Raw genomic sequence first — 26,868 nt, 5'->3', positions numbered from 1 at the left:
CGTGTGTCCATTAGGCTACTTTGCGCGCATTGCTCTCTTCGGCGGCATCGCTCTCGTTGATCGTGCTGACGGTTGGTGAACCGTAGAAGTATCCTTGGAAGCAGGTGCAACCGAGCGCGCGCATAGCGACAGCTTGCTCATCTGCTTCGATGCCTTCGGCTGTAACGACCATATCAAGCGAATCTGCGAGTGAAACAATCGCTGTCACAATAGCCTGGCTTTTGAGTGAGCCCGAGCTTGCGGCTTGAACAAAGTCGCGGTCGATCTTGATCATCGAGAAATGCATTTTCTCGATGTAGTTCAGTGACGAATAACCACGTCCGAAATCATCCAGCGCGAATGACACTCCGAGATCGGTGAGGCTCCGGATCCGCGCTTCAAGCTCTTCGTCCATTTCAAGAACGATGCTCTCGGTAATCTCGAGCACCAGTCGTTCCGGCGCAAGACCGCTAGCGGCAAGCGCCTCGACCACAGTGCTGAGGAAACCGCGGTGGGTGAGCTGCAACGCCGAAACGTTCACGGTCAATTTTACATCGTCCGTCCAACCCGCCGCTTCGTGACAGGCGTGCCGGAGCAGCCATTCACCAAGTGGTTCAATGAGCAGCGCATCTTCGGCGATAGGAATGAACACTTCAGGTGAAACCGCGCCGCGCTCTGGATGGTTCCAGCGCATTAAGGCTTCCTGACAAACAACTGTCTTACCATCGTTTGCAACAATCGGTTGATACGACACGGAAATTTCACCTTGCTCAAGCGCGCTCTTCAAATCGCGTTCGAGCAGTGCGCGCTCTTCCAATTGTCCGCGCATCGCCTGACGATAGCTAACATGCATACCGCGGCCGCGGTCTTTCGCTTCATAGAGAGCGAGGTCGGCGTTGGTCATTAGGACACTGGTTGAGGACCCGTCGCGGCCAATTTCGGCCATTCCGATTGAGGCGCCAACGGAAATCTCTTTGTCCTCTGTCACGAATGTCTCACTGACACGCGCAATGATCGCGTTCGCGATTTCTGCCGCTTCTTCAAGAGTGCTTGGGTGCGGAAGAAACAGGCCAAACTCGTCACCACCGAGGCGGCCAATAACGGCTCGTTCACCTGCGGATTCGCGGAAACGCTGCGCAACTTCGGTAAGCAGTGCATCTCCAACCGCATGACCGAACACATCATTGACTTGTTTGAATCGATCGAGATCGATGAGCATCAGGACGCCTTGATTGCCATCACGCTCACAAGCATCAGCTTCTTCGTCGAGAAGGCTTCTGAAATAGTCACGCGCGTACAGGCCAGTCAGACTGTCATGCTGCGTCACGTAAGTGAGTTTTTCGTTTGCCGCAGTTATCGCCGCTCGGTTGCGGTTCACGGTCCGAAGGACTGCCAGCGCAATCAAGAACGCGAGAATAACAAGAGCGACAATTGTCGAAAGCAGGAGATTCTGGTTCTGCGCGGTCGTAAGTTGAGCTTCGTTGAGCTCTTTCTCGGCTGACAGCTTGGAAATCCGCAGTTCTCTATTCTCTGCGTCGAAACGGGCGCCAAGCAAGGCGTTGTTGGCCTGAGCGGACAGATCACGCGCTTGACTATCGATCCGATTGAACGCCGCGATATGCTGCGCGGCAAGCCGGTAGTTCCCGCTTTCGGAATAGATCCGATAGGCCGTTTCATGAAAGTCACGAAAATACGGAGATGTTTTCTCTAAATCTTGCCCTGTAAACGCGCGGCCCATATGGACTTGAGCGAGCGAATTCCGGCCGTCTTCATATGCAATTTGCGACTTAACGCCGTGCAAGAATGGCAGCCAATCAGCTGCGTCACGCTCTGCTAGACGCATGCCCTGATTGATGCTTTGCTCGGCTGCTGCGAGTTGGCCGTTGAGGAACTGAGTCGACGCGATGTTTGTGAGGATTCTCGCTTCAAGCATAGCGCTCGACATCGTTCCTGCGAGGCTAAGCGCCAGCTTGAATTCTTCTTCAGCTTCGTCATATCGGCCGAGCTCCTTAAGAGCGTTGCCGCGGTTGTTGTGCGCGGAGAGCGACAGAGCAGTGTCTTCCGGAAAGACGCTCGTCGCTTCGCGGTAATAGCTCAGAACGCGTTCATAGTCGCGCGCGTCTGAATAGAGCGAGCCCATGTTCTGAAGAACAATCGCCTGACTGCGTGCTTCGCCTAGAGCTTTGTACCTGTCATGCGCCATCTGGAAGCTTGATAACGCTTCACCATATTCGCTGTTTGCGGCCTGAAAACCAGCCTGCGAACGCAATAGATCCGCGTGCAGCTTATCTTCCGGTGCTATTTCGGCAACTTCTTCAAGAGCCGCCGAGATAATTTTTTGAGCTTCCGGGGCGCGGTTGAGGCGCATCAACGCTTCACCCTGCAACCACTTTGCAGTCAATCGCGCGAGGGCGCTCTCGGTTCCATCAGTGCCCGCTTGTTGCTCAGCTTCGCGTGCTGCTTCCAATGCAGCTGCCGAATTCCCCATCATCTGCGACTTTGCAGCCGTGATGCTCTCTTCGTATGCTGAGCTTGTTCCGGTATTCTGCGCGAAAAGACTGACCGGCGTCGCTACCAGAAGAGCAGACGCAAGGAGTGCGTGTGTTTTCACAAACCTTCTCATCTTATTGCTCCCCTGTAAGCCAGCTTAGTTAATCGAGGTCGTTCGATCCTCTGCCTTTAACCGCAACTCGTTTTTAAAGTGTTTAGAAGCGCAGTCCGAAGTTAGCACCGAGCATAAAGCTCTCATCCTGGCCAAGCTCGCCTTCGCTAATATAGCGACCGATCAAGCCCAATTCAGATGTCTTCGTGACAGGTGTCGCATAGACGATTTCACCAGTGTACCGACGCTTTGTATCGATACCGATTGTCTGCGTAACCAGCCCGCGTTCGCCAGTAATGCGATCGACAATCTCTTCGCTGGTGAATTCCAATTCGCCGCGCTCAACTGTCAGAGGCTGGCCGACCGATACACGAAGAATGTCGCGCTCGCCCATCACACCGCGTTTGTTGACGGTGAACTGACCGGCCGTGCTCATCACGTCGTTCGACGTTGCAAGCAATTGACCTTCAGCGGCTTTTGTTGCGCCGCCCGTTGCGGACAGATCGAACGAGAAGCCATTGCCCAGGTTCATCGATGCTGAAACTGTAACGGCGTTGGTGCGTGAACCTTCGCCGAGGAAGGCATCAACCGTGGTCTGAGCGCCGAGAACGGCATCGTCTTCACGCAGATACGTATACTGCGCGTTGACCGAGAGGTTCTTGGTGACTTTCTGCTCAACACCGATTGTAAGCGCTTCTGCATCGCGGGCACCAAGCTGACGTTGTAGGTTGCGTTCAATTTCAGAAACGCCATCCAGATCGCGCCAATCTTCGCGGTTTTGCGTGTAGCCCACACTTACCGTTGTCGCCTTTGCAGCAGCATAAGTCGCGCCAGCAAAGACTTCACCCGAAGCAAAGCCCAATACCGGGTTTACGCCGCCAGTGTCTTGATCGTGATCGCTCATGATGCCGAAGTTGTTTCCGGCAAGGGCAAGAGCACCTTGGCCATGGCCAACAGTGAAAGACATATTGCCCGCTGGGTTGTTCAATGTCGCGGCGTTGTGCACCGGACGCATCGCGCCGTCTTCCATAACGCGCGGAGCGATGGCATCGACACGCATTGACCATTGGCCATTGGCCTGTGTCGTGTTCGAGCGGACCTGATTGATGCCGTGCTGTCCGTCACCATCGGTGTCGGTACCGCCGGAAAGCAACCAATTGGCAAAGCGGTCAGACACAAAGTCCTGCATGCGCTGCCAGCCATGGCCTAACACATCAGTCGATGTGCCGTATGTGAAGGTCGACATTGGGATCGTGAAATCACGATAGGTATTTCCGATGTCTTCGAAAGCTGTGAAATACACAGCTTCTGTATCCCACCATGATGGAACACCTGAAGCCAGCAATTCAGTCGCGCTGATTTTACGGCCAGCTTTCGCGTTGCCGTTCTGGTGAAGGTTGATTGTAAGATCGTTAAAGTTCAGCGGCGACTGCGAAGCGGCCACGTCCAGCAGACCCCAGCCATAAACTTCGTCTGGTCCCGGTGCGCCCAGATCCTGAGCCGAACGGAAGATGATTTCCGCGGTTTCTTCTGGATTGCGCGCAAGCCACTGCCAGCGATCATGCAACAGCGTGATCGCGCCCGATACCAGCGGAGCCGAGAATGACGTGCCCGAGTGACGGGTTACGCCGCCCTGACCATCAGAAACAAGGATAAGCGAGCCTGGAGCCACGACAGTGCGCAGGTACAATTCGTTGCCAGCATCACAGACGCCGTTGTTTAGTAAACATGCGCTGCCCGGACGGTTGGAGAAATTCGAGATCTGACCGGACGGGTCAACCGAGCCGACCAGAATGAAGGTGGTGTCACGGCCGTACTGCCAGTCAATATCTGCAGTTTGCGAAACACCCTCGTTGCCTGCGGCAATGACGTAAGTCGTCTCGTGATTATAGCGTGCAATGGTCGGGCTGTTCAGCACATCTGCCATGCCCTGTGCGAGCGCCCAACCGCTTTCGCCGAGCGAGAGGTTTACAACACTGACATAACCCGTTTCGTTGCCGCCAACATAAGCGAACAGCAGCTCATTGATGCCGCGCTCAACGTCGGCCCACGAAGTTGTGCCATTCGGATTGAATGGGTTGTAGGTTGCGATTTGCACTTCTGGAGCGATGCCCATGATGCCTTCGCCGTCATGCGCACCTGCGATAAGGCTGGCGACACCAGCGCCATGTCCGCCGACCGGATTGTCGTATCCGCCAGCCCATGCGATGTTGTTGCCAAGATCGGCGTCATTCGAGAAGCTACCGTCGATGATCCCGACGACAGCCTGACGACCTTCGCCCTGGATCTGGGTGATCGAAGGGGTCCAGTTGATCTGAGCCATCCAGTGATCGACCTGATCAATGCCAGAATACTGGTTGAGGCTATCGTGCCAGTCTAGGAAGAATGCAGAGCGTTCAGCCGCCGATTTTGCAAGGGTCTCTTTAGATGCGCTGCTGTCTGTCAGGTCGAGACCGTGACGAGCGAGAATCTCAGAAACAAAACCTTCGCGGAAGCTCTTTCCGGTTTTCTGCTGATACGCGGCACCAAATTGTACCTCTGCTTGTGCAATAAGCGTTTCGAGCGCATTGCGGATTTTGTTTGGCGTGCCATCATAGGAGATGGTGACCAGACCGAGCGCATTGGTGCTGAATTGGAGGTCTGACCAGACTTTCTCAGTCGAACTGATTTGTGCGCCAGCAGATTTCCAAAAATCACCATGTGCTGCAAGATCAGCCTGGTTGAACGCATCAATGTCACCGTAGAAAGCGTCAATGTCGCCCCAGAATGCATCAATGTCTCCGTAGAACGGGCTAATGTCTCCCCAGAATGCGTCGATGTCTCCGTAGAACGGGCTGATGTCGCCCCAGAACGCATCGATATCGCCGTAGAAGGCAACGATGTCCCCCCAGAAGGCGTCAATGTCACCATAGTGAGGGTCGACACCGCGTGTTGTGACAACGAGTGCGTCTGAAGACACAGGGCTGAATTCGAAATCGGTTGGCGCGCGCAACGAAGGAAGTGTCAGCAGCTCGTCACTTGCGGGTGCGGAATTCAATGCACTTGAGACAGTTGCCTCAACCGGGAAACTAACCTCAGCTTCATTGTGTGACGTTGGAAGCGCGACGTCTTCAACTGATACGGTTTCGCCGGCACCCGACATGATCGGAACCGCAGTTACCTCAGCAGTGAGAAGCCCCTCAGTAATGGGCGTGACATATGGCTGCGCCTCTTTCGCATTCGCCGAGCTGGCGAGCGAAATGGCGACGGCTGCTGTCGCGGTGCTGATGGACAATGACTTCATGACTTCAAATTCCGTTTGTTGGGTGCGTTAGATGCACCGATCACGAGACGGATTTAGCCGATGAGGTCGTAGAGTTTCGTTTCCCGGGAAGGTTAAGATAGTAAGAATTTTGAACTTTTCGTTACCGCCGCGCTAGGTGATGTGATGGCGATGCAATGGCAGTTGACGGCGACTTACAAACCCTAATTTTGAGTAAATTGGGTGACGTCACTCTGTCAGTGAGAATTCTTACCTGATTAGGAAATTGACCGATTGGTACAGCACCTGAGGACGATCAGCTCGCCGATTCGAATCGGGCGATCGTGTTAGATGTCGCGATATGTCGCAGGGTGAAGAGGAAAAGTGGCGGACAGGGTGGGATTCGAACCCACGAAGGGCTTGCACCCTTGCCGGTTTTCAAGACCGGTGCATTCAACCGCTCTGCCACCTGTCCGCGCAGTGGAGCCCAATAACGGTGCATTTCGTCCTTGTCACCACACTTCGGATATTGGGTATTCATCTATTTTGTGTGACACAGGAAAAATGATCCAACGTTTCTTCATTGCCGCGCTCGCTCTTGCGGCACTTTCCGCCCCGATTTCACCAACGACCGCGCAGTCGCAAGCACGTGATGGAATCGCTTTTGATGTTTATATTGAACAGCTTAAGGCGCGAGCCCGAGGGGAGGGTGTGAGCGAAGCGACGATTCGGCGGATGACTGCTGGTCTGAACCCAAACGATCGCGTGATCAGGCTGGATCGCGGGCAACCAGGTCGGCCAACTACTCGGGGATACCCGGCGCTTGCCCCCTATATTGCGACACATGTGAATTCCGTTCGGATTCGCGGCGGGCGAACTGTGTTTCAGAACAATCGGTCAGTCTTGCGCGCGGTGGAATCGCAGTACGGCGTTCCTGCGGAGGTTATTGTCGCCATCTTTGGTCACGAAACGAGTTATGGCCGGATACGCGGCAATTTTGACCTTTCACGCAGTTTAGCGACCTTGGCTTGGGAAGGGCGTCGGCGCGAGCTTTTTTCAAATGAATTCATCGCCTTGATGAAGGTTGCTGACAAGGGTTATTCGCGGAATCAACTGGTTGGAAGCTATGCTGGTGCTTTTGGCAATCCGCAGTTTCTCCCATCGGTGTACCTCCGTCTCGCAGCGGATGGTGACGGTGACGGCCGGGCAAACATCTTTTCCAATCGATCCGATACGTTCGCTTCTATCGCGAATTACTTCCGGGATGCGGGCTGGCGGACAGGTCAGCCATGGGGCGTGCGGGCCAATGTCCCGACAGGTTTCAATGTCGATGCCTACAAAAACAAGCTGAAGGCGCAGGTATGTTCGCGCGTTCATGAGCGGCACAGCGAGTGGAAGACGATTCGTGAATGGCGCGATCTAGGCGTGCGTGCGCAGCGCCCACTGCCAGACGATACGCTTGTGTCGCTATTCCAACCGGATGGGCCGGGCGCTCCTGCTTGGCTGCTGACAGGCAATTACCGGGTAATCCTCGAGTACAATTGCTCAAACTATTACGCCATGAGCGTTGGTTTGCTTGCGGACGAAATAGTGAACTAAACGACACGCGATCTCGCCAATGCCGTTGCAGAGGGCTATGTCACGCGAGTGGCCCGCAAACTCTTCAATTTTTCAGTATTTCTAGTTGCACTTGCAGGTGCGATTGTCCCTGGAAACGGGGTTCATGCACAAGGTGGAGGCCGTGCGGCAACTCCGTCTGCAGACGAAGCGCCGATCGCACTCCTCGTCGATATTACATCTGGTCAAATTCTGTACGAGCGGAACGCTAATCGGCGTTTTGTGCCGGCGTCGATTACAAAGACCATGACCGCGTTCACCGCGTTCGAAAGAATCGCCAATGGAACTCTAGATCGAGAGCAATTGCTGACGGTCTCTCCCGAGGTTTCGGAAGAATGGTTTGGTACGGGGTCTTCAATGCTCTTGCCGCCTGATGCGCAGGTTCCGGTTCGCGAGCTAATCGCAGGCATAACGACGGTGTCAGCCAATGACGGTTCAATCGTTCTTGCGGAAGGGCTCGCTGGTTCCATTCCGGCTTGGCTCGATGAAATGAACATGAAAGCCAGCAGCATTGGCATGTATAGCAGTCATTTCGGGACACCGAACGGGTGGCCCGATGAAGGGCGGACTTTCACTACAGCGAACGATCTCGTTAAGCTGGCTCGGGCAATGATTGAACGCCATCCGGCGCTCTATGCAGAATTCATCGGGCGACCCAATTTTTCGTACAATGGACTTACACAGGTCAATCGCGATCCCTTGTTGGGGAGGGTTCGCGGTGCGGACGGAATCAAGACTGGGTTTACGAGCGAAGCGGGCTTTGGTTTTTTAGGAACTGCTGAGCGAGACGGCCAACGATTGGTAATGATTCTAGCTGGTGTGGAGCGCAATGCATTACGCGCACGCCTATCGCGGAATTTTATGCGATGGGGGTTTGAACATTTCGAAAGAAAACGACTTTTGGACGCGACCGTTGTAGTCGGCTCCGCTAGAATTCAAGGCGGCGATGCGAGGCAAGTTGAGTTGAGCACCGATAGGGCTGTGTTTGTTAATGTGCCGCGCAACCAAAGCGGCGCTGTCCGATACAAAATTGTGTATGATGGTCCGGTACGAGCTCCGATAGTGAAGGGCGAAGCCATCGCAAGTCTCGAGATAACAGTTCCGGATATGGAGCCTGCGATTGTTCCTCTCGTGGCTGAGCAGGACGTGGCACAAGCTGGTCCATTTAGAAGGATCTATAATGGCATTGCCGGGTGGTTCGAATGAGTGAGGCATTGCCAAGAGGCCGTTTCATAGCTTTCGAAGGCGGTGAAGGTGCAGGCAAGAGCACACAGGCGCTGAAACTTGCCGAGGCGCTGAGGGCTCGTTCGATAAAGGTTGATGTGACAAGGGAACCCGGCGGCACACCCGGTGCAGAGGCAATACGCTCGCTGTTGCTTGATCCGCCCGGCAAGGATTCTTCGAATGGCTGGAGCCTCAAGGCCGAGGCATTGCTTTTTGCGGCTGCGAGAGCGGATCACGTTGAACATCGGATCATCCCTGCGCTAGAATCCGGTACGTGGGTGATCTGTGATCGTTTCATCGATTCAAGCAGAGCGTATCAAGGCGGTGCCGGAGGGCTGGGTGATCAAGCAATCCTAGACCTCCATCAATTCGGCAGCGATGGATTGAGGCCCGACCTTACAATTCTCCTCGATGTAGGCGCTGATCAATTGGGTCAGCGGCTTATTGAGCGTGATGGTGGTGAGGCGGACGCGATTGGCGGGCGTAGCGCTGCCTATCACCAAAAAGTGGCCGCTCGGTTCAGCATGTTGGCGCAGTCCAATCCTCAGGGCTTTACAGTTATCGACGGAAGCGGTTCGCCTGATGAAGTTCATGAAGCGGTTATGATGGCGATAAATGCAACCTTGGGTGTCGAGAAACGCTAGTGGATTGGCCTAACCACAATGATGCATGGCGCGAGTGGCGACGGGCTGTGTCGGGCGCGCGTATGCATCACGGTTGGATACTCGCCGGCAAGAGCGGCCTTGGCAAACGTGATTTTGCATTGGCTGCGGCTCGCGAATTGGTGAGTGAGACTGGCGTACATCAACCTGCCGGCGATCATCCGGACATACTTACACTCACCCATCTGCCAAAGGATGATAAAGAACAGAAGAAGCGCGACGAAGGCAAAGAGTACCAGGTCAAACGCAATATTGCCGTCGGTCAAATTCGTGACATGCAGCGCCGATTGAATACGCGGCCGACATTGGGTGCGCGGCGAGCAATCATCATTGACCCGTCGGACGACATGGAGCCCAGCGCATCGAACGCATTGCTTAAGAGCCTTGAAGAACCACCGCAGGGTACGTTTTTTATCCTTGTGGCGCACCGCCCATCGCGCTTGCTTCCGACAATTCGCTCGCGCTGTCGCCTGTTGCGCTTTCCAACCCTAACGGACGCCGATCTCGAGCGGCTTTTGTCAGATCAGGGCAGTTCAGCCAGTCCAAGCGCACGCGCTGCAGCAATCAAGGCATCGGATGGTTCATTTGGCGCCGCTCTGCGCTTCCTAGAGCAGGATATGGGGCCTCTCGCGTCTTTGATTGGCAGCCTCTTGGATCAAGGCGATGCAGCATTTCAGGCGCGAGGGGATCTATCCCGTGCCATCGGGTCGCGGGCTGATCGTGCGCGAATCCAATCGGTACTCGAGCTTGCCCAATCGCTCGTTGCGGATCGCGCTCGCAATGCTGTTTCATCTACGCAGCGCGGCCGATTGATCGAGGTGCATGGCGAGTTGGTATCGCTTGCCGGTCAGGCACCCACCTACAATTTCGACAACGGTTTGCTCGCTATGGAAATCGGCACCTTGCTTAGCTCAGTCGGCGCGGGTAGCGAGCACGCCCATGGCTGAAAACAACACATTCTATGTCACCACGGCAATCAGTTACCCTAACGGGCGGCCCCATATCGGCCATGCCTATGAGGCTATTTCGACCGATGTGATCGCGCGTTTTCAGCGCCAGATGGGGCGTAACGTTCGTTTTCAGACGGGTACGGACGAGCATGGGCTCAAAATGGCTCGCAAAGCCGAAGAACAGGGCCGGACTGCACGCGAACTAGCAGATGAAATGTCATCATACTTCAAAGAGATGTGTGATGCACTGAACGTATCTTACGATAGGTTTATTCGTACAGTTGAAGAAGACCACCACCGCGCCAGTCAAGCGATCTGGCAGCGGATGGAGGACGCTGGTGACCTCTATTTGGACCGGTATGAGGGTTGGTATTCCGTTCGCGACGAAGCCTATTATGATGAAAGCGAGCTGGTCGAAGGCGAGGGCAGCGCGAAACTGTCGCCGCAAGGTACTCCTGTTGAATGGACCGTCGAAGAAAGCTGGTTCTTCCGGCTCTCAAAGTATCAAGATAAGCTTCTGGAATTGCTCAGAACACCTGGGTTCCTTGAACCGGTAAGCCGCCGCAACGAGATGATCGCTTTTGTCGAGCAGGGTCTGCGTGACTTGTCGGTCAGCCGGACTAGCTTTGACTGGGGCGTGAAAGTCCCGGGCAGCGATGACCACGTGATGTATGTCTGGGTCGATGCCCTGACGAACTATCTCACCGGTCTCGGCTTCCCCGATCAAACCGATGACATGGCCGATTTTTGGCCGGCCAACCTGCACATCATTGGCAAGGATATCGTCCGGTTCCACACGATTTACTGGCCAGCGTTTTTGATGAGCGCGGACCTGCCTGTTCCGCAAAAAGTGTTCGGCCACGGTTTCCTGCTCAATCGCGGACAAAAAGAATCGAAGTCTCTTGGAAATGTGACTGATCCGCTTGAATTGGCGGATAAATTCGGGGTTGATGCCCTCCGTTATTTCCTGATGCGCGAAGTCGCATACGGGCAGGATGGCAGCTATTCACCCGAAGCAATCGTGACGCGGGCCAATGCCGAGCTTGCGAACAGTTTTGGCAATCTCGCTCAGCGCACCCTGTCCATGATCGTGAAGAACATGGACGGAGTTCTCGAGGAATTTGACGGGACTGAACCGGACGACGACCTGCTGGGCCACGTTCGTGACGCCTGCGCAGTCGAGTTGCCACGAGCCTTTGAAGACCTTGTATTCTCTGTCGGTATCGAGGCGTGGATGCGTGCTGTGTATGCCTGCAACCAGTATGTTGATGAGCAAGCGCCTTGGACGCTCAAGAAAACCGATCCGAAGCGGATGAAGGTTGTTCTGCAGACGCTTTTTGTCGCTCTGCGCGACCTTACGATTGCGATCCAACCCGTTGTTCCTGAAAAAGCAGCGGGCCTGCTCGATCAGTTGGGTGTTCCTCAAGCGGAACGCAGCTACGCCGCTTTGTCCGATCTCACCTGGTATAAACGGCTCGTAGAAAGCGGTTTCGTCGTGGCGAAACCCACGCCAGTCTTCCCGCGCCTCGAAATGTCGGAGGAGGAGGCTGCCTGATGCTCATCGATAGCCATTGCCATCTCGAATATAAGGGGCTGGTTGAGGACCAATCGGGCGTTCTCTCGCGCGCTCGCGAGGCAGGGGTAGGGGCCTTCCTCAATATCTCGACCAAACAATGCGAATGGGAGCAAGTTGTCGGGACTGCGACGCGAGAGGCAGATGTATTCGCGAGCGTCGGCATCCACCCTCACGAAGCCGATGGTCATGAAAATCTGGGCAGGGGCGTGCTGCTTTCGGCCACTGAAAATCCAAAAGTCATCGGCATCGGGGAAACGGGCCTCGACTATCATTATGAGCATTCAAACCGGGATACTCAGGCGAAGCTATTCCGCATGCATATCGATGTAGCACGCGAAACAGGATTGCCTGTAATCATCCACACACGCGATGCTGAAGATGACACCTACGAGATCCTAGCTGACGAGATGGCGAAGGGGACATTTCCTGCCTTAATCCACTGTTTCACAGCTTCAGATAGCTTTGGCCGCAAAGTCCTTGATCTTGGACTAACAATATCGATTTCCGGCATTGTCACATTCAAGAATGCCAAAGAACTTCAGGAAACGGCAAAGGGAGTTCCTGAAGATCGCCTGCTGGTCGAAACCGACAGCCCCTTTCTTGCTCCAGTCCCGCATCGCGGCCGACCTTGCGAGCCCGCATATGTTGTTGACACTGCGCGCTTTATTTCTGAATTGCGTGGCGTTGAAACTCCGCAACTCGCGGATGCAACAACCCGCAATTTCACGAAGCTCTTTAGCAAGGCGGTGTTGTGAAATTCATCATGCTTGGCTCTGGAACTTCAACGGGGGTTCCTCGCGTAGGTGGTCCAGACGGATTGGGTGATTGGGGGGACTGTGATCCAGATGAGCCTCGCAATCGCCGCACCCGAGTTTCCATCCTGATCGAGAGTGATGAGGGAAAGCGTCTCCTTATCGACACTTCAAGCGATTGCCGCGCTCAATTGCTCGCAAACTCCATTCCTACTCTGGACGCCGTTTTCTGGACCCATGACCACGCCGACCATTGTCATGGCATCGATGATCTGAGGGCGCTTCGTTACGGTCGCGGAGGACCGATTCCGGGATATGCATCAACTGAGACAGTTCGACGGTTGAGACAACGTTTTGGATACGTGTTCGCCGGCCAGGACGGATATCCCACCATCATAAGTCTCGATACGCTCGAACGGTTGAGAATTGTCGCGGGTTTCGGCGTAGAATGGTGCCAGATGGCGCATGGCCCGGGAGAAACGACCGGATATCGATTTGATTGTGACCGAAAATCAATTGCTTATGCGACGGACTTTAGCGCGATTTCGAATGAGATGGTCGACTTGTTTGATGGCGTTGACATTTTGGTGAGCGATTGTTTGCGTCGCGATCCGCATCCCACACATGCTCATCTTGCGATGGCCATCGAATTGGCAGAACGGTGTTCGGCCGATAGACTTGTTTTAAGTCACTTGGACAAGAGTATGGACTACCGAACATTGGTAGATGAAGTTCCTGATTTCGTGACGGTTGGGTTTGATGGATTGGAGATGACGGCATGAGTGAAATTACAATGATCTCTTTGGTTTCGCTGATCGGTTGGTTGGTGATAGCCGGTAGCGCTGTTGCTTCTTTCAAACTTGGTTGGGGTAAGCTGGTTCAGATGGCTTTGGTATGGCTTGCGATTTTTGGTGGGGCCTTTGTGATAGTAGGGCTTTTCATCAACTAGTCAGATCACCTTAATTTAACATAATATATATTATCATTCCAAAGGTGTAGTGTGTCTGATAGCGCGTCGTCCCCATCCAACAAACAGAACGCCATCAATCGTTTACTCGAAATCATGGAAACACTCCGCCATCCGCAAAACGGATGTGAATGGGACATCGCCCAAACCTTCGAAACTATTGCTCCTTATACAATCGAAGAAGCTTATGAGGTCGCCGACGCAATCGACCGCAGCGATATGTCAGAACTCCGTGATGAAATCGGCGATCTCCTATTCCAAGTCGTGTTCCACGCTCGAATGGCCGAGGAATCTGGTCACTTCGAATTCTCCGATGTCGTAACTTCAATAAGCGACAAAATGGAAGCCCGGCATCCTCATATCTTTGGGTCTGAAACCGGGGTGATGGGAGAAATCCGCTGGGAAAGCCTCAAAGAAGCTGAACGAGTAAGCAAGGGTGAAAGCAGCGCAATGGACGGTGTGGCTCAGGCCTTGCCAGCATTGATGCGTGCGCAAAAACTGCAAAAAAGAGCCGCAAGAACAGGGTTTGATTGGCCGGATACGAGCGGTTCCGAAGCTAAAATTTCCGAAGAAATTGCGGAGCTAAAAGCGGCACGCTCAGAAAATGATCGGGCTGAAGAAGCTGGCGACCTGTTATTCGCAACCGTGAACTACATTCGAGCGAATGGGATCGATGCCGAAGAGGCGCTAAGAGCAGCCAACAAGAAGTTTGAATTGCGGTTCAGAGGTATGGAAGAACTTGCCGGGGCTGGTTTTGAACGTCTTTCCCTCGATGAGAAGGAAGAGCTTTGGGATAAGGTCAAAAAATCCGAAAAATCAGGCCACTAAGCTTGCATACTGACCCAGCTCCTTAGGATTTAGGCGCACTGTAAGTTTGCGGGTCGGACCATGCTCCCCTTCCCCGCCATCTTTGTCTTCGAGCACATCGCCATGAGCATGCAGCCAAGCAAGTCGGCGTCCATCACTGACTGGCAGAGTAACTGTAATCTCTTTCGCTTTGGCAGTTAGCATTTCTGCGACTTTCGCCGTGAAATCGTCTATGCCATCACCGGTCACAGCTGACATGATTACAGCTTCATGCCCGGGCGCCGCTTCGCGCAATTCAACCATTTGCTCATGACCGAGCAGATCTGACTTGTTCCAGATCTCTAGGATTGGAATTTCGCTATGCCCTGTATCCCTGTCGACGACCTCAAGATCAGCGAGAACTTCCATAACTTGCTTCTTCTGGGCCGCGTGGGCGGGATTTGCCATGTCCCGGACATGACAAATGATGTCGGCGCCCGTCACTTCTTCAAGCGTTGCACGAAAAGCCGCGACTAATTGCGTTGGTAGATCAGAAATGAACCCTACCGTATCGGACAGAATGGCCTTCTCGACCCCTGGCATTCCGATCGCTCGCATGGTCGGATCAAGTGTTGCGAATAGCAAATCTTCCGCCATTACTTCGGCGCCCGTTAAGCGATTGAACAGGGTGGACTTTCCGGCGTTCGTGTAGCCAACAAGCGCGATGACAGGCCAAGGAGCCCTTCCCCGCCTTTCACGGTGTAGAGCACGTGTCTTGCGCACTTGCTCAAGCTCTCGACGCAATCTGCTCATCCGCTGACGGATCATCCGGCGGTCGGCCTCGATCTGGGTTTCACCAGGACCGCCGAGGAAGCCAAAACCGCCTCGTTGTCTCTCAAGGTGAGTCCAACTGCGAACAAGGCGACTTTGTTGATAGTCGAGGTGCGCGAGCTCCACTTGCAGACGCCCTTCCGCAGTGGCAGCTCGCTCGCCGAAGATTTCGAGAATAAGACCCGTTCGGTCGATGACTTTGCGCTTAAGCGTTTCTTCCAGATTGCGTTGCTGGATCGGTGAAAGCGCACCATCAACAATGATGAGCTCGCATTCGTGCAACTCACAAAGAGTGGCGATATTTTGGACCTGCCCGGACCCGAACAGTGTGTTGGGTTGCATCTGACGAATTGGCAGAATTTCGGAATGGGCAATCACGACGCCTATGGCGAGCGCCAAGCCCTGAGCTTCTTCCAACCGTTCGCGTGCATCAAGATCGTAACGCAACGTTCGAATATCAGGGCACAGCACAAGCGCCCGAGCACCGCGGGTCACTTCATCCATTAAGTCATCATCAAAGCTCAGTCTTCGATCCCGTCATCATCAAAACTGTCATCGTCGCTGAGGTCGACGGCGCTTGCTGGCTGAATCGTCGATACGGCGTGTTTGTACGCGAGTTGCACGGAACCATCACGTTCCAACAGCATGCAGAAAAGGTCGTAAGCGGCGAGTCTGCCTTGGAGCATAACTCCGTTTACCAGAAACATGGTGACCTGAACCTGCGCTTCACTCACTCGGCTCAGAAAAACATCCTGCAAAAGCCGTTGTTTCTTACTGCCAGCGCTGTTCTCAAATTGCTCTGCATCAACAGCCTGCCCCGGCATGATGGTCGAGATGGCATGCTTGTAGACGAGCTGAGATTGGCCATCGCGGCGCAACAAAATCGAGAAGTTATCAAACCAAGTGACAATACCTTGGAGCTTAACCCCTTTGACGAGAAACATCGTCACTGGCGCTTTATTCTTACGCAACAGGTTAAGAAATGCGTCCTGTAAATTGCCATTCACTTGACGCCCTCCGCCGGCGGGTTCGCCACGGGAAGAGTCTGGACGAGGAGAGAGAGTCCGTCCGTTCGACATGTAACATGCTCCTGTTATTGGCAGCCGTCATTACGGTCCGCAGATTTGGCGCATGCAAACAGCCCACCCGCTTGCTACGCCATACACTATAATGGCGTTTGCAACGGCTCGCTGCAATGCTTGAATTTCTTTCAACTAACTTCGAGTGGACGTCGATGTTACTCTTTACGGGAACTGTCCCGCCTCTCAGCCATACCAAGCAGCTTGAGCTTACGGTGCAATGCCGAACGCTCCATCCCGATAAATGTTGCTGTTTTTGAGATATTGCCTGAGAACCTGCGGATCTGAATAGAGAGGTATTCGCGTTCGAAACTCTCCCGCGCCTCACGCAGTGGTACACCCATCATCGCGGTCAGCCCCTGACCCGAAGCGGCCAGCTTTCCTCCAGTGATCTCAGCGGGAAGCATATCGGTTTCGACCGTGGTAAGTCGTTCACGCGGTGTCATGATGATGGTTCGCTCAACCACGTTGCGCAATTGGCGAACATTCCCCGGCCAATCATAGGCTTGGAGCGCTGCCATCGCTTGCTCAGAGATATCTGGTGGCGCGATCCCCTGATCGGTTGAGTAGCGGGTGAAGAAGTGTTCAGCCAAGGCCGGAACGTCGTCTCGCCTTTCTGCAAGCGACGGTATCGTTACGGGAACAACATTTAGCCGGTAGAAGAGGTCTTCCCGGAAACGCTTCTCCTCCATTTCAACCGCCAAATCGCGAGTTGTGGAAGACACGACCCGTACATCGACGCCGATCTGCCTTGTACCCCCTACCCTGACAAAGCTCTGTTCGGTGAGCACCCTCAAAATGCGAGCTTGTGTTGAAAGTGGCATGTCGGCCACCTCATCAAGATACAGAGTTCCTCCGTCAGCCATTTCTAACAATCCGGGGCGAACCTGTTTTCCATCCACCTCTTCCCCGAATAGTTCTTGTTCAAAACGTTCGGGAGTTATCCGCGCAGAATTGACCAGAACGAATGCGTGATCGGCACGGCCGCTCCAGGCATGGAGCAAACGGGAGGCCACCTCTTTTCCAGCTCCAGCTGGTCCCGATATCAGAACCCGACTTCCGGTATTGGCAACTCGCTTAAGCGTTGCCCGGACGGCATTGATTGCAGAAGAATTGCCAGTGAATTCGGCACTGTTCCAATTGTTGTCACGCAGCCGAGTGTTCTCTCTTCTGAGACGTTCCGTTTCGGTTGCGCGTTCCACCAGCATCAAAAGGCGTTCAGCCTCAAACGGCTTCTCGATGAAATCCATCGCACCGCGGCTTACCGCCGAAACAGCGGTATCGATATTTCCGTGTCCGGAAAAAATGATCACAGGCAAATCGGGCTCACGGACTTTGATCGCATCAAGCAATTCAAGCCCATCCATCTGACTGCCATGGAGCCAAACATCGAGCAGAACTAGGCTCGGGCGCCTTTCATCCAATGCTTCAAGAGCGCTCGTGCTGTCTGCGGCGGTGCGGCATTCATATCCTTCATCTCCGAGCACACCGGAAACGAGTTCACGAATATCGCGCTCATCATCAACTATGAGGATATCCAGCGCCATGCGCAGCTCCTTGGGGTTGGGGTAGTCATGAATTGATGCCGAAGGGTCACGCGGTGTCTCCTTCAGCGATTTGCGGATCACGAGCGAAGCGTAAGGTGACGATGGTGCCCCCGGTATCAGCACTCGCAAAGCCCATGTCCCCGCCATGTTCTTCAACAATCTTGTTGACGATGGCTAGGCCGAGCCCAGTCCCTTTTTCTCGGGTTGTCATGTATGGTTCGGTGATCCGGTCACGTTCGCTCGGTAGCCCGATGCCGTTGTCCTCAACTGTGATGGTCAGGAGACTTTCGTCCTGCTCCATCGTCACTTCTATTCGACCCCTAAAGGCGTCGCTCGTTTCAGCCGCCTTTGCCTCTACGGCCTCGACTGCATTTTTTAGGACATTGGTCATCGCTTGACCAAGTTGGTGGCGATCGCAGCAGATCATCCGAGTTTCCAACTGATCGCTCGCGACGCTGAAATCTATGTCGGAATGAGCAACCTCTTGAAGGAAGACCGCCTGGCGGACCAGATCGACAGCATCCTCTCCGCGAAAAACGGGCTTGGGTAAGCGTGCAAACGATGAAAATTCATCAACCATTTTTCTGAGGTCGCCAACTTGGCGGACGATTGTGCTGGTTAGCTCGTCAAAAAGTTCGCCATCTTCATCGGCGACTTGTTTGCGATAGCGCCGCTTGAGTCTTTCGGTCGCAAGCTGGATCGGCGTTAGTGGATTCTTGATTTCGTGTGCAATACGCCGAGCCACATCAGACCATGCTGCCTGACGCTGGTTCAGCAATTGCCGAGTGATATCCTCAAATGTAATGACGCGACCGCTTGAGCCCGGGACGATTTTTACTGCCAATGTCAGGAGTTCATTGCCCTTGGCATGACTAACAATGGCGCTTTGCTGCCCCTCGACTATCAACTGGCTTATCTCAGGTGAAAGATCGGCAAAGGAGCGGCCTATGAGGTCATCGCCATCGTCAAAAGCCAACAATGACTGAGCCGAACCGTTCATAAGAAGAACGCGGTTATCCTCATCGACTGAAACCACGCCCGCGGTTACCGAGTCCAAGACCGCCTCGGTGAAGGCGCGCCGGTCGTCGATTTGACGATTGGCACTTACGAGAGCGTCTGTTTGCTTTTCCAATTGCGCGGTCATGCGGTTAAAGGCGCGATTAAGCAGCCCGATCTCGTCTGCGCCAGTACGCCCCTCGACTCGAAGTGCGAAGTTGCCTTGCCCAACCTCCCGGGCTGCCCCGACAAGGTCCGTGAGCGGTTCCACCTGACGATCAGCAAAACGAAGCGCGAACCAGACAGCCAATCCGACTAACAGGAGGCTGATCACTACCAGCGAAATGTTGAAACGGAGCTGAAGGGTTCGGGCATCATTTGAAAGCGTTTCATACGCTGTCGAAATGGCCTGAGCGCTCGCCCACGAGTTGAACATCGATGCTTCGGTGTTTCGAGCATTATAGAGATAGATCCCGCTATCCAGGTCGATTGGCGCCAAAGCTGCGATCCGTTCTGGACTGCCACCGACGACGACAATCTCTCCCGCATCAAGCTGCGCGAGCGCCGCCTCACTAAATTCAAGCGGCCGGTTATCTTCAAGGAGATTTAGAATCGCTGCGGTCCGCAGAGTATCGTCCTCAAGCCGCTGAAGAACAGCGCTCTCCGATATCTCTCGTGCCTGGGTTTGATAGGCATAGTAGTCGGGGAAATCTGGATCGGAAATTGGAACGCGTGCGAGGATAGTGCGCATATCGGTCGCCATCGTGACGGTTTCTTGCTGAACATCACGTTGGTTTGCATCGTAGTAGCTTTGGGCCAACTCATTGGCGTTTTCCATCAACCCACGCGATTCATCGGAAAACCAGAAATCTACACCAGTTTGGAAAAGGAATGCCGCAAATCCAGCCACGAGAAGAGTTGGAAGTGCGGCGACCATTGAGAAAAAGAAGACCAAGCGAACGTGCAATCGTGCGGTGCTGCCCGCCGCCCTTCGCAATGCAAGCCGCCTTCCAACCAAAATAAGGAGCCCCATCGCCGGCACGAGAACAGCCATCAGTAGCAGAGAGACTTGCATGGTAGGCAGCAAGTCCCCGTCCCTTGGGGCATTCCCATAGATCAAGTAATTCGCAACGAGCGCGCCAATCAGGGCGAGCACTGCCAAAATTTCTAGCCATAGGAAAATGTTTGCACGGCGCGATGTGACAACAAACCGCCTCCACCACCGCGGCGATTGCCGTGGCGATGTGGTGGTCGTTGGTTGAGCGCTCAATTCCATCGTTGCGCAGTTACAACTCTACTGTTGCATTTATGCAAGCGGAAAATTGGGTTGGTGTGAAACAAGCGAGTCAAATTGTTCGGGAAAAGCGGTCAGGCTCGATCCGCAAATCGCCGATCCGTTTGCGCAATGTGTTCCGGTTTATGCCGAGCAGCTTGGCGGCACGAAGCTGATTGCCGTTGGTTTCGCCCAGCGCGTGCTCAATCAACGGCTTTTCGAACGCGGCCAAGGCCTGCGAGTAAACCGTGCCGGCCGCAGGATTTTCATCATGCAGCCATTGATTGAGAGCTTGCCCTATCCCGCCTTCCCGGGTCTCCTCATCGCCACCGGGGGCAAGCGCTTCCTGTCCAAGAATATCCTCAAGACTTACTGCATCGATGACATCATCGCGCGCCATTAGGGCAAGTCGGTAAATCACATTACGCAATTCACGCACATTGCCGCGCCAATTCCGCGCTTCCAGCCCATCCATCGCGTCTTTCGCCAAAGTCCTGTGCGGCAATCCGTCATCCGCAGCTTGAGAGAGAAAGTGCTGCGATAAAACGCCGATATCTTCGCGTCTTTCACGCAGGGGCGGAAGGTGGATCGGCACAACATTGAGACGATAATACAGGTCTTCCCTAAACCTTCCGGCGGCTATCATTGGAACCAAATTCTTGTTGGTTGCAGCAACAATACGCACATCAATGCCGATCTCTTGGCGTCCGCCGACCCGGCGAATTCGGCCAGACTGCAGTGCCCTCAATAAACGTGTCTGAGCCTCGGCTGGCATATCCCCAATTTCATCGAGGAACAAAGTGCCTCCATTTGCCTGCTCAAACTTGCCGATGGCTTGCGCAATTGCGCCAGTGAACGCGCCCTTTTCGTGTCCGAACAACTCACTCTCAATAAGGTCAGCCGGAATCGCCGCCGTGTTCACAGCGACAAAGGGGCCGCTCCGCCGGCTTCCGAGTTGATGTATGGCTTCAGCAACAAGTTCTTTTCCGGTCCCGCTTTCGCCAGTGACCAGCACAGTTAAATCGTTGCGCAGAACGCGCGTTATCATCCGATACACACTCTGCATCGCTTGGCTTCTGCCGACGAGTGGCATCCCGTCGTCCTCAAGCACCGACGGTTCGGCGCCAGTCGATGCATGCCTTTTTGCACCGGTTGCCTGCTGTACAGCCTGAATGACTTCATCGAGGTCAAAAGGCTTCGGAAAATACTCAAAGACGTCATTATCACTGGCGCGAACAGCAGTATCCAGTGTGTTTTGCGCCGAAAGAACGATTACCGGCATGTCAGGTGCTAACTCGCGTGCAACTGAAAGCCCGCTTAACCCGTCACCATCTTCGAGGATGACATCGGTAAGCATGACATCGAATCTCTGACCTTCGAGCCAGCGGTCTCGATCCCCTATGGATGCGCAATGCTCAACGCCGAAACCTTCATCCTCAAGGGCCGCGATCATGACCGTCGCGATGGCCTGATCGTCTTCAACGAGAAGAACCTTGCCTTTGGAGCTCATGCTCATTTGAACGTCGCCGCCTTCTCATTGCTTTGTGGTAGATGAAGCCTGAAATGCGTCAGATCGCGCTTAACATCCCGCTCATGACTGATGCTGCCATTCATGTCGCGCACAAGTTTGCGCACGAGAGCAAGGCCCAGTCCCTGACCCGATTTCTTCGAGGAAACAAACGGTTCGAAAACGTGGTCTCGCATCGTAGGATCAATGCCCGATCCATTGTCAGTGACAGTTATCTCAATCGGCAACCGAACGCTCCGCCCAACTCGGAGTGCGCTGAAGGTAAAGCCGCTTACAAACCTCGTCTGAACCGAGACCTTTGGTGCACTAGCAGATTCGCTCGCTGCGTCGCGGGCGTTTGAAATCAGGTTTATCAATACCTGCTCCAGGGCATCTCTATTGACCAAAACTGGAGGAAGAGACGGATCGAATTCTTCCGCGATTTCAACGCGCGCCGTGTCCCCTGCCCGCACAGTGGCGATCGCCGACCGAATAGCTTCGTGAGGATTGCACGGGGCAGCTGGCTCGCTTTTGGTACTGCCCAGCTCTTGCATCCGGTCTATCAAACGCGCGATGCGATCAACCTCATCTGTTATCATTTTCGCCAGCTTTTTGTCCTGTGCAGGCAGCTTGCGTGAGACCAATTGACCCGCTCCGCGAATAGCCGCCAATGGGTTCTTGATCTCGTGCGCTAGAATAGAGGGGGCACCCAATGTTGAACTATCTTCAACCTCTCGGGCATTTTCTTCATGCGAGATTTCGGAGAGCGTCACGACGCGCCAGCCAGGGTGGCTGGAAAGCGGCGACACGGTGAGATTGACGCGCGTTTCGACTTCGCTGGCGATTACCCGGATATCGCGGGCAACAAGTGCTGAATCAGGCGCCGCGAAACGTCCTGTAACGCGCTCATCAAGATCGCCTAAAACCGCCGTGATTGGCTTCCCAAGGAGACGGCTCAGGCTCTTGCCAAGCAGGTTTTCGGCCGCATGGTTTGCCTCTTTGATGAGGCTGTCGGTATCAATCAACAAGACGGCAAAAATCAGCCCGCCAATCTGGGCGCTTGCGTCTGGCTGATCAGAAACCTCGGTCGCGATCACCGCTACGCCGCCCGGCGATGAAGGAACGGCTCATAGAAGCGCTCAATTTCCCCGAGCACGTCATCAGGATTATCGATAAAGTTCGCCTTATTTCGGAAGTCTGCCGATCCATGCATACCCTTGGTATACCAACCTATGTGTTTCCGAGCGATCTTGGTCCCGACATCACGGCCGTAATGATCCAGCATCCGATGGTAATGCTCTACGAGAACTTGATACTGTTCATCAAAGTCTGGGGCGGTGATGCCTTCTCCCGTGCGCCACCAATGCATGATCTGGCCAAGCAACCAAGGCTTTCCGTATGAACCGCGCCCGATCATCAGGCCATCTGCTCCAGACTGCTCCAGTGCTTTCGAGGCATCATCGATTGTACAAATGTCTCCATTGACGATGACTGGAATGGACACCGCCTCCTTCACCTTCCGGATGAAAGACCAGTCTGCACTGCCCTTATACATTTGGTTCCGTGTGCGGCCGTGCACTGTGATCATCTTTACGCCGAGATCTTCCGCAATGCGCGCCATCTCAGGAGCGTTCAGGCTTGAGTGATCCCATCCCATACGCATTTTCACTGTCACGGGAACATCTACTGCATTCACAGTCGCTTCCATAAGTTTCGTAGCCAGAGGAAGTTCGCGCATCAGGGCGCTTCCTGCGAGTTGCCCGACAACTTTGCGAACCGGACAACCAAAATTGATATCGATGATCGCCGCTCCGTTGCCCTCCTGCAATTTGGCAGCTTCCGCCATACTGTCAGGATCGCAGCCGACCAATTGCATGGAAACAGGCTCTTCGATCTGGTCCCAAGCAGTCTTCTGAACGGACTGTCGTGTTTCTCGAATGGCTGCTTCGCTCGCGACCATTTCAGTCACGTTGAGGCCAGAGCCATAACGCCGCACGAGTGTACGAAACGGCATATCTGTCACGCCCGTCATCGGCGCAAGCACGACGGGCTGCGCGATTTCAATATTGCCAATCTGGATTGGCTTCATAGTCGGAGGGTTCGGGTAAGCTGTCATGTCAGGGAATGCCTAAATTTTGTGCAGCGCATAGTGCATTGCGGAAAATCCGTCCAGACCCTAAGCGCGACGACATCATGAATAACCAAGCCCCTGTCCCAGAATTCGCGGCAATTATCGTAGCCGCAGGAAAAGGGCTGCGTGTCGGCGGAGAAAAACCGAAACAATTTCGCGAATGGCGCGGAAAACCAGTTTTGCGGCACTCTGTGAAAGCACTGTTGAATGCGGGTTGCGACCGGATCGTAGTCGTGGCGCCAAAGGGGATGCACGATGAGGCATCGCACGCAGCTGGATCCAATGACGCGCTTATGATCGTAGACGGCGGAAAAACGAGGCAGCAGTCCGTAATGGCAGGACTTGAGGCCCTTGTGAGCCTTCCACCGGAATACGTGTTGATCCATGATGCAGCGCGCCCTGACTTGCCACAAGAGGTGATTGAGCGGCTTCTAAGGGCGCTGGAAACGCATCCGGGGGCGATACCCACCCTGCCTGTCGTCGATAGCCTCGCTGTTTGTGGTGAAGGCAATGTCATGGACGGAAAAGCGGATCGTGACACGCTTCGCCGGGTTCAGACGCCGCAAGCATTCCGGTTCGCTGATGTAGTTGCGGCTCACCGCGCATGGCGCGGACAACCAAATGCGGGCGATGACGCACAGGTGCTTTCAGCCAGCGGCGGTTCAGTTGCTTTGGTTGACGGTGATGAAAGACTTAAAAAAATCACATTTGCCGAGGACTTTTCTGAACCAATGGCTGCACCGCAATACCGAATTGGACAAGGGTACGATGTGCATCGCTTGCAAGCTGGCGAAGAGCTTTGGCTTTGCGGGATTAAATTGGAACACGACAAAGGTCTTTCTGGTCATTCCGATGCTGATGTCGCTCTGCATGCCATCACGGATGCAGTATTAGGTGCAATCGGCAATGGTGATATCGGAACACACTTTCCTCCAAGCGACCCTCAATGGTCCGGCGCACGTTCAGATCAGTTTCTGGCACACGCCGTTAAGTTGGCGGGTGAATCGGGATATGCGATCGGCAACATTGATCTGACTATCATTTGCGAAGCACCCAAGATCGGGCCTCATAGACCACAGATGCGTACAAGAGTTGCTGAGATCACGGGAACGGACGAAACTGTCGTCAGTATTAAAGCGACTACGACCGAAAGGCTTGGCTTTACTGGCCGCGAAGAAGGCATCGCTGCGCAGGCGATTGTCGGCCTTACAAAGAGCGCCTGAAGGACAAGCAATGACCAGCAACCTATTACCCGCCGATATCGATGCACTCGCGGCCCGTGTTGTCACAGAAAACATTGAGGCCGGCAGGACGGTCGCGCTCGCAGAAAGCTGCACCGGAGGGCTCGTTGTAGCTGCCCTTACCGAGATTGCGGGATCGTCTGCCGTATTGGATCGTGGTTTTGTTACCTATTCCAACGAATCCAAGATGGAATGCCTCGGTGTGGCTCAGGATATTATCGAGACATTTGGAGCGGTTTCCATCGCATGCGTTTGGGCGATGGCTGCTGGGGCGCTGAAGAACTCAAATGCAGACGTAGCAGTCGCGATCAGCGGGGTCGCAGGTCCAGGTGGAGGCACACAGTTAAAGCCTGTGGGGACGGTCGTATTTGCTCGGGCCTACCGCAATAAAGATGGCGAACCAGAGGGCGAACTCAAACATTTCGATGGTGGTGAAGGCGAAGGAGGCCGAGCCTCTATCCGGCATCAGGCGACGATTTGCGCGCTTGAATTGTTGCTGCCGTAGAGCTCAGCGGCGCGCCGTTCAAACGCCTCAACCATTCTGCGAAATGCCCGGTCAAAGTACTGACCAGCGATCTTTTCAAACATTCGGTTCTTGAATTTGAAATCGACCAGAAAATCGAGTTCACATGCGCCCACATCGGTCGATCGGAAAGTCCAAACGTTATTAAGGTCGGATAGTGGCCCATCGATGTAATGGACTGTGATTTCGTGTGGCCTATCTTTCGAGACTTTGGACGTGAAACTTTCACGCAAACTCTTAAAGCCCACGACCATATCCGCGACCATCTCTGTATCCGAATTCGAGCGAACTCGTGTCGCAATCACCCATGGTAGAAATTCGCGATAACGGGCTACGTCAGCCACCAGATCAAACATCTGTTCTGCACTATATGGCAGCTGTCTCGTCTCGCGAATTCCGGGCATCAGATGCTCAGCTTGTCCCGTTTGCGAAGCTTTTCCTCACGCGCCTTTTTCATCACCGCAAAATCATCGCCTGCATGATAACTGGAGCGTGTCAGAGGGCTTGAGGCCACCTGCAAAAAGCCTTTTGCGCGAGCAATCGAACCATATGCATTGAAAGCCTTTGGCGTGACAAACTCTTCCACGGCAGCGTGCTTGGGCGTCGGCTGAAGATACTGACCCATGGTGATGAAGTCGACTTCAGCGCTGCGCATGTCATCCATAACCTGATGCACCTCGAGCCTTTGCTCTCCAAGACCGAGCATGATGCCAGATTTTGTGAAGATTAGAGGGTTATGGGCCTTCACTTCTTCGAGCAGGCGCAACGACGCGTAGTACCGAGCGCCCGGGCGAATGGTAGGATAGAGGCGTGGCACGGTCTCCAGATTGTGATTGTAGACATCCGGACCAGCTTCACAAATCGCCTCAACGGCGGCACGCATTTTGCCGCGGAAATCTGGTGTCAGGATTTCAATTGTTGTTTCCGGAGTATTCCGACGAAGCGCTTCAATGACTTTTACAAACTGCCCTGCCCCGCCATCGGGAAGGTCATCCCGATCGACACTTGTAATCACGATGTGCTTTAGGCCCATCTTGGCTGCCGCAATCGCGGTGTTTTCAGGCTCCATCGGATCGACGGCACGCGGCATACCCGTCTTCACATTACAGAACGCACATGCCCGCGTGCAGACATCGCCAAGGATCATCACAGTCGCATGTTTTTGTGTCCAGCATTCTCCGATATTCGGACAAGCTGCTTCTTCACAAACCGTATTGAGATTGAGATCGCGCATCAGCTTGCGCGTCTCATGATACCCTTTGCTCACGGGGGCCCTAACGCGAATCCAATCCGGTTTACGCTGGCGCTCCGGTCGAGTTTCCGCTTTGGCAGAACCCTTTTCTGGCTTCGGTGAATTTGCGAGATCGTTCATTCCGCCCATTTA

22 protein-coding genes and 1 tRNA gene are annotated in these 26,868 nt (G+C 54.1%); 11 read left to right on the top strand and 12 right to left on the bottom strand.

Features of this window, described 5'->3' with window-relative positions; translation table 11 throughout:
* Positions 1-10: 10 nt before the first annotated feature.
* From MWU39_RS06760 to MWU39_RS06750, 3 genes are all read right to left on the bottom strand, one after another.
* Complete coding sequence (locus tag MWU39_RS06760) at positions 11-2,590, bottom strand: EAL domain-containing protein (RefSeq protein ID WP_247159248.1); 2,580 nt, start codon at positions 2,588-2,590, stop codon at positions 11-13.
* A 94-nt stretch (positions 2,591-2,684) separates the two neighbouring features.
* Entirely contained in the window at positions 2,685-5,864 is a 3,180-nt protein-coding gene (locus tag MWU39_RS06755; protein ID WP_247159247.1) for a S8 family serine peptidase, read from the bottom strand.
* A 343-nt stretch (positions 5,865-6,207) separates the two neighbouring features.
* A tRNA-Ser gene (locus MWU39_RS06750) sits at positions 6,208-6,297 on the bottom strand.
* A gap of 89 nt (positions 6,298-6,386) precedes the next feature.
* On the opposite strand from MWU39_RS06750, the gene MWU39_RS06745 reads away from it, so the two are divergent.
* From MWU39_RS06745 to mazG, 9 genes are all read left to right on the top strand, one after another.
* Entirely contained in the window at positions 6,387-7,421 is a 1,035-nt protein-coding gene (locus MWU39_RS06745; RefSeq protein WP_247159246.1) for a lytic murein transglycosylase, read from the top strand.
* A gap of 102 nt (positions 7,422-7,523) precedes the next feature.
* On the top strand, positions 7,524-8,645 hold the full coding sequence (locus MWU39_RS14590) for a D-alanyl-D-alanine carboxypeptidase family protein (RefSeq protein WP_247160327.1): 1,122 nt from the start codon (positions 7,524-7,526) through the stop codon (positions 8,643-8,645).
* The gene (gene tmk, locus MWU39_RS06735; RefSeq protein WP_247159245.1) at positions 8,642-9,307 is read left to right on the top strand and encodes a dTMP kinase; all 666 of its coding nucleotides are present in this window, start codon (positions 8,642-8,644) and stop codon (positions 9,305-9,307) included. The genes MWU39_RS14590 and tmk overlap by 4 nt, the downstream gene beginning before the upstream one ends.
* Positions 9,307-10,272 (top strand): DNA polymerase III subunit delta', encoded by a 966-nt coding sequence (locus MWU39_RS06730; protein ID WP_247159244.1) that lies wholly within the window; start codon positions 9,307-9,309, stop codon positions 10,270-10,272. The genes tmk and MWU39_RS06730 overlap by 1 nt, the downstream gene beginning before the upstream one ends.
* Positions 10,265-11,830, top strand: a complete 1,566-nt coding sequence (gene metG / locus MWU39_RS06725; protein WP_247159243.1) for a methionine--tRNA ligase — start codon at positions 10,265-10,267, stop codon at positions 11,828-11,830. The genes MWU39_RS06730 and metG overlap by 8 nt, the downstream gene beginning before the upstream one ends.
* Positions 11,830-12,606: a TatD family hydrolase gene (locus MWU39_RS06720; RefSeq protein ID WP_247159242.1), complete on the top strand. Its 777-nt coding sequence runs from the start codon at positions 11,830-11,832 to the stop codon at positions 12,604-12,606. Before metG ends, MWU39_RS06720 begins: the two co-directional genes overlap by 1 nt.
* A complete protein-coding gene (locus tag MWU39_RS06715; RefSeq protein WP_247159241.1) occupies positions 12,603-13,385 on the top strand; it encodes an MBL fold metallo-hydrolase in 783 nt (260 codons plus the stop codon). Before MWU39_RS06720 ends, MWU39_RS06715 begins: the two co-directional genes overlap by 4 nt.
* A complete protein-coding gene (locus tag MWU39_RS06710) occupies positions 13,382-13,552 on the top strand; it encodes a hypothetical protein (protein ID WP_247159240.1) in 171 nt (56 codons plus the stop codon). The genes MWU39_RS06715 and MWU39_RS06710 overlap by 4 nt, the downstream gene beginning before the upstream one ends.
* A gap of 51 nt (positions 13,553-13,603) precedes the next feature.
* Positions 13,604-14,398, top strand: coding sequence for a nucleoside triphosphate pyrophosphohydrolase (gene mazG / locus MWU39_RS06705; RefSeq protein WP_348646375.1), 795 nt, complete (start codon positions 13,604-13,606; stop codon positions 14,396-14,398).
* Here mazG and hflX read toward each other — a convergent pair.
* The 7 genes from hflX to dusB form a co-directional block, all read right to left on the bottom strand.
* Positions 14,387-15,691 carry a GTPase HflX gene (gene hflX, locus MWU39_RS06700; RefSeq protein ID WP_247159239.1) on the bottom strand — a complete coding sequence of 435 codons (1,305 nt, stop codon included), beginning with the start codon at positions 15,689-15,691 and terminating at the stop codon, positions 14,387-14,389. The genes mazG and hflX overlap by 12 nt on opposite strands.
* 17 nt (positions 15,692-15,708) lie before the next feature.
* Positions 15,709-16,266: an RNA chaperone Hfq gene (gene hfq / locus MWU39_RS06695; RefSeq protein WP_247159238.1), complete on the bottom strand. Its 558-nt coding sequence runs from the start codon at positions 16,264-16,266 to the stop codon at positions 15,709-15,711.
* 158 nt (positions 16,267-16,424) lie between these two features.
* On the bottom strand, positions 16,425-17,813 hold the full coding sequence (locus MWU39_RS06690) for a sigma-54 dependent transcriptional regulator (protein ID WP_247159237.1): 1,389 nt from the start codon (positions 17,811-17,813) through the stop codon (positions 16,425-16,427).
* Between the two features lie 46 nt (positions 17,814-17,859).
* Entirely contained in the window at positions 17,860-20,085 is a 2,226-nt protein-coding gene (locus MWU39_RS06685; RefSeq protein WP_247159236.1) for an ATP-binding protein, read from the bottom strand.
* Positions 20,086-20,155: 70 nt separating this feature from the next.
* On the bottom strand, positions 20,156-21,598 hold the full coding sequence (locus MWU39_RS06680) for a sigma-54 dependent transcriptional regulator (protein WP_247159235.1): 1,443 nt from the start codon (positions 21,596-21,598) through the stop codon (positions 20,156-20,158).
* Entirely contained in the window at positions 21,595-22,686 is a 1,092-nt protein-coding gene (locus tag MWU39_RS06675) for an ATP-binding protein (protein ID WP_247159234.1), read from the bottom strand. The genes MWU39_RS06680 and MWU39_RS06675 overlap by 4 nt, the downstream gene beginning before the upstream one ends.
* A gap of 2 nt (positions 22,687-22,688) precedes the next feature.
* Positions 22,689-23,705 carry a tRNA dihydrouridine synthase DusB gene (gene dusB / locus MWU39_RS06670; RefSeq protein WP_247159233.1) on the bottom strand — a complete coding sequence of 339 codons (1,017 nt, stop codon included), beginning with the start codon at positions 23,703-23,705 and terminating at the stop codon, positions 22,689-22,691.
* Positions 23,706-23,782: 77 nt separating this feature from the next.
* Between dusB and MWU39_RS06665 the strand changes: the two genes are divergently transcribed.
* Complete coding sequence (locus tag MWU39_RS06665) at positions 23,783-24,943, top strand: bifunctional 2-C-methyl-D-erythritol 4-phosphate cytidylyltransferase/2-C-methyl-D-erythritol 2,4-cyclodiphosphate synthase (RefSeq protein ID WP_247159232.1); 1,161 nt, start codon at positions 23,783-23,785, stop codon at positions 24,941-24,943.
* 10 nt (positions 24,944-24,953) lie between these two features.
* On the top strand, positions 24,954-25,466 hold the full coding sequence (locus MWU39_RS06660) for a CinA family protein (protein WP_247159231.1): 513 nt from the start codon (positions 24,954-24,956) through the stop codon (positions 25,464-25,466).
* On the opposite strand, the gene MWU39_RS06655 is transcribed toward MWU39_RS06660, so the two are convergent.
* Positions 25,427-25,888: a type II toxin-antitoxin system RatA family toxin gene (locus tag MWU39_RS06655; protein ID WP_247159230.1), complete on the bottom strand. Its 462-nt coding sequence runs from the start codon at positions 25,886-25,888 to the stop codon at positions 25,427-25,429. The genes MWU39_RS06660 and MWU39_RS06655 overlap by 40 nt on opposite strands.
* Complete coding sequence (lipA, locus tag MWU39_RS06650) at positions 25,888-26,865, bottom strand: lipoyl synthase (RefSeq protein WP_247159229.1); 978 nt, start codon at positions 26,863-26,865, stop codon at positions 25,888-25,890. Before lipA ends, MWU39_RS06655 begins: the two co-directional genes overlap by 1 nt.
* Positions 26,866-26,868: the final 3 nt, after the last annotated feature.

Origin of the sequence: Erythrobacter sp. F6033, assembly GCF_023016005.1 — a bacterium.
GTDB lineage: Bacteria > Pseudomonadota > Alphaproteobacteria > Sphingomonadales > Sphingomonadaceae > Erythrobacter.
Note: the sequence above shows the minus strand (reverse complement) of the source record. Positions and strands in the feature narration are given on the sequence as shown.

Coding starts and splice junctions, on each gene's coding strand:
- MWU39_RS06665 (WP_247159232.1), top strand. CDS start 23,783: ATGAATAACCAAGCCCCTGTCCCAGAATTCGCGGCAATTATCGTAGCC.
- lipA (WP_247159229.1), bottom strand. CDS start 26,865: ATGGGCGGAATGAACGATCTCGCAAATTCACCGAAGCCAGAAAAGGGT.
- dusB (WP_247159233.1), bottom strand. CDS start 23,705: ATGACAGCTTACCCGAACCCTCCGACTATGAAGCCAATCCAGATTGGC.
- MWU39_RS06720 (WP_247159242.1), top strand. CDS start 11,830: ATGCTCATCGATAGCCATTGCCATCTCGAATATAAGGGGCTGGTTGAG.
- metG (WP_247159243.1), top strand. CDS start 10,265: ATGGCTGAAAACAACACATTCTATGTCACCACGGCAATCAGTTACCCT.
- hfq (WP_247159238.1), bottom strand. CDS start 16,266: ATGTCGAACGGACGGACTCTCTCTCCTCGTCCAGACTCTTCCCGTGGC.
- tmk (WP_247159245.1), top strand. CDS start 8,642: ATGAGTGAGGCATTGCCAAGAGGCCGTTTCATAGCTTTCGAAGGCGGT.
- MWU39_RS06655 (WP_247159230.1), bottom strand. CDS start 25,888: ATGCCCGGAATTCGCGAGACGAGACAGCTGCCATATAGTGCAGAACAG.
- hflX (WP_247159239.1), bottom strand. CDS start 15,691: ATGGATGAAGTGACCCGCGGTGCTCGGGCGCTTGTGCTGTGCCCTGAT.
- MWU39_RS06755 (WP_247159247.1), bottom strand. CDS start 5,864: ATGAAGTCATTGTCCATCAGCACCGCGACAGCAGCCGTCGCCATTTCG.
- MWU39_RS06685 (WP_247159236.1), bottom strand. CDS start 20,085: ATGGAATTGAGCGCTCAACCAACGACCACCACATCGCCACGGCAATCG.
- MWU39_RS06745 (WP_247159246.1), top strand. CDS start 6,387: ATGATCCAACGTTTCTTCATTGCCGCGCTCGCTCTTGCGGCACTTTCC.
- MWU39_RS06710 (WP_247159240.1), top strand. CDS start 13,382: ATGAGTGAAATTACAATGATCTCTTTGGTTTCGCTGATCGGTTGGTTG.
- MWU39_RS06680 (WP_247159235.1), bottom strand. CDS start 21,598: ATGAGCATGAGCTCCAAAGGCAAGGTTCTTCTCGTTGAAGACGATCAG.
- MWU39_RS06690 (WP_247159237.1), bottom strand. CDS start 17,813: ATGGCGCTGGATATCCTCATAGTTGATGATGAGCGCGATATTCGTGAA.
- MWU39_RS06660 (WP_247159231.1), top strand. CDS start 24,954: ATGACCAGCAACCTATTACCCGCCGATATCGATGCACTCGCGGCCCGT.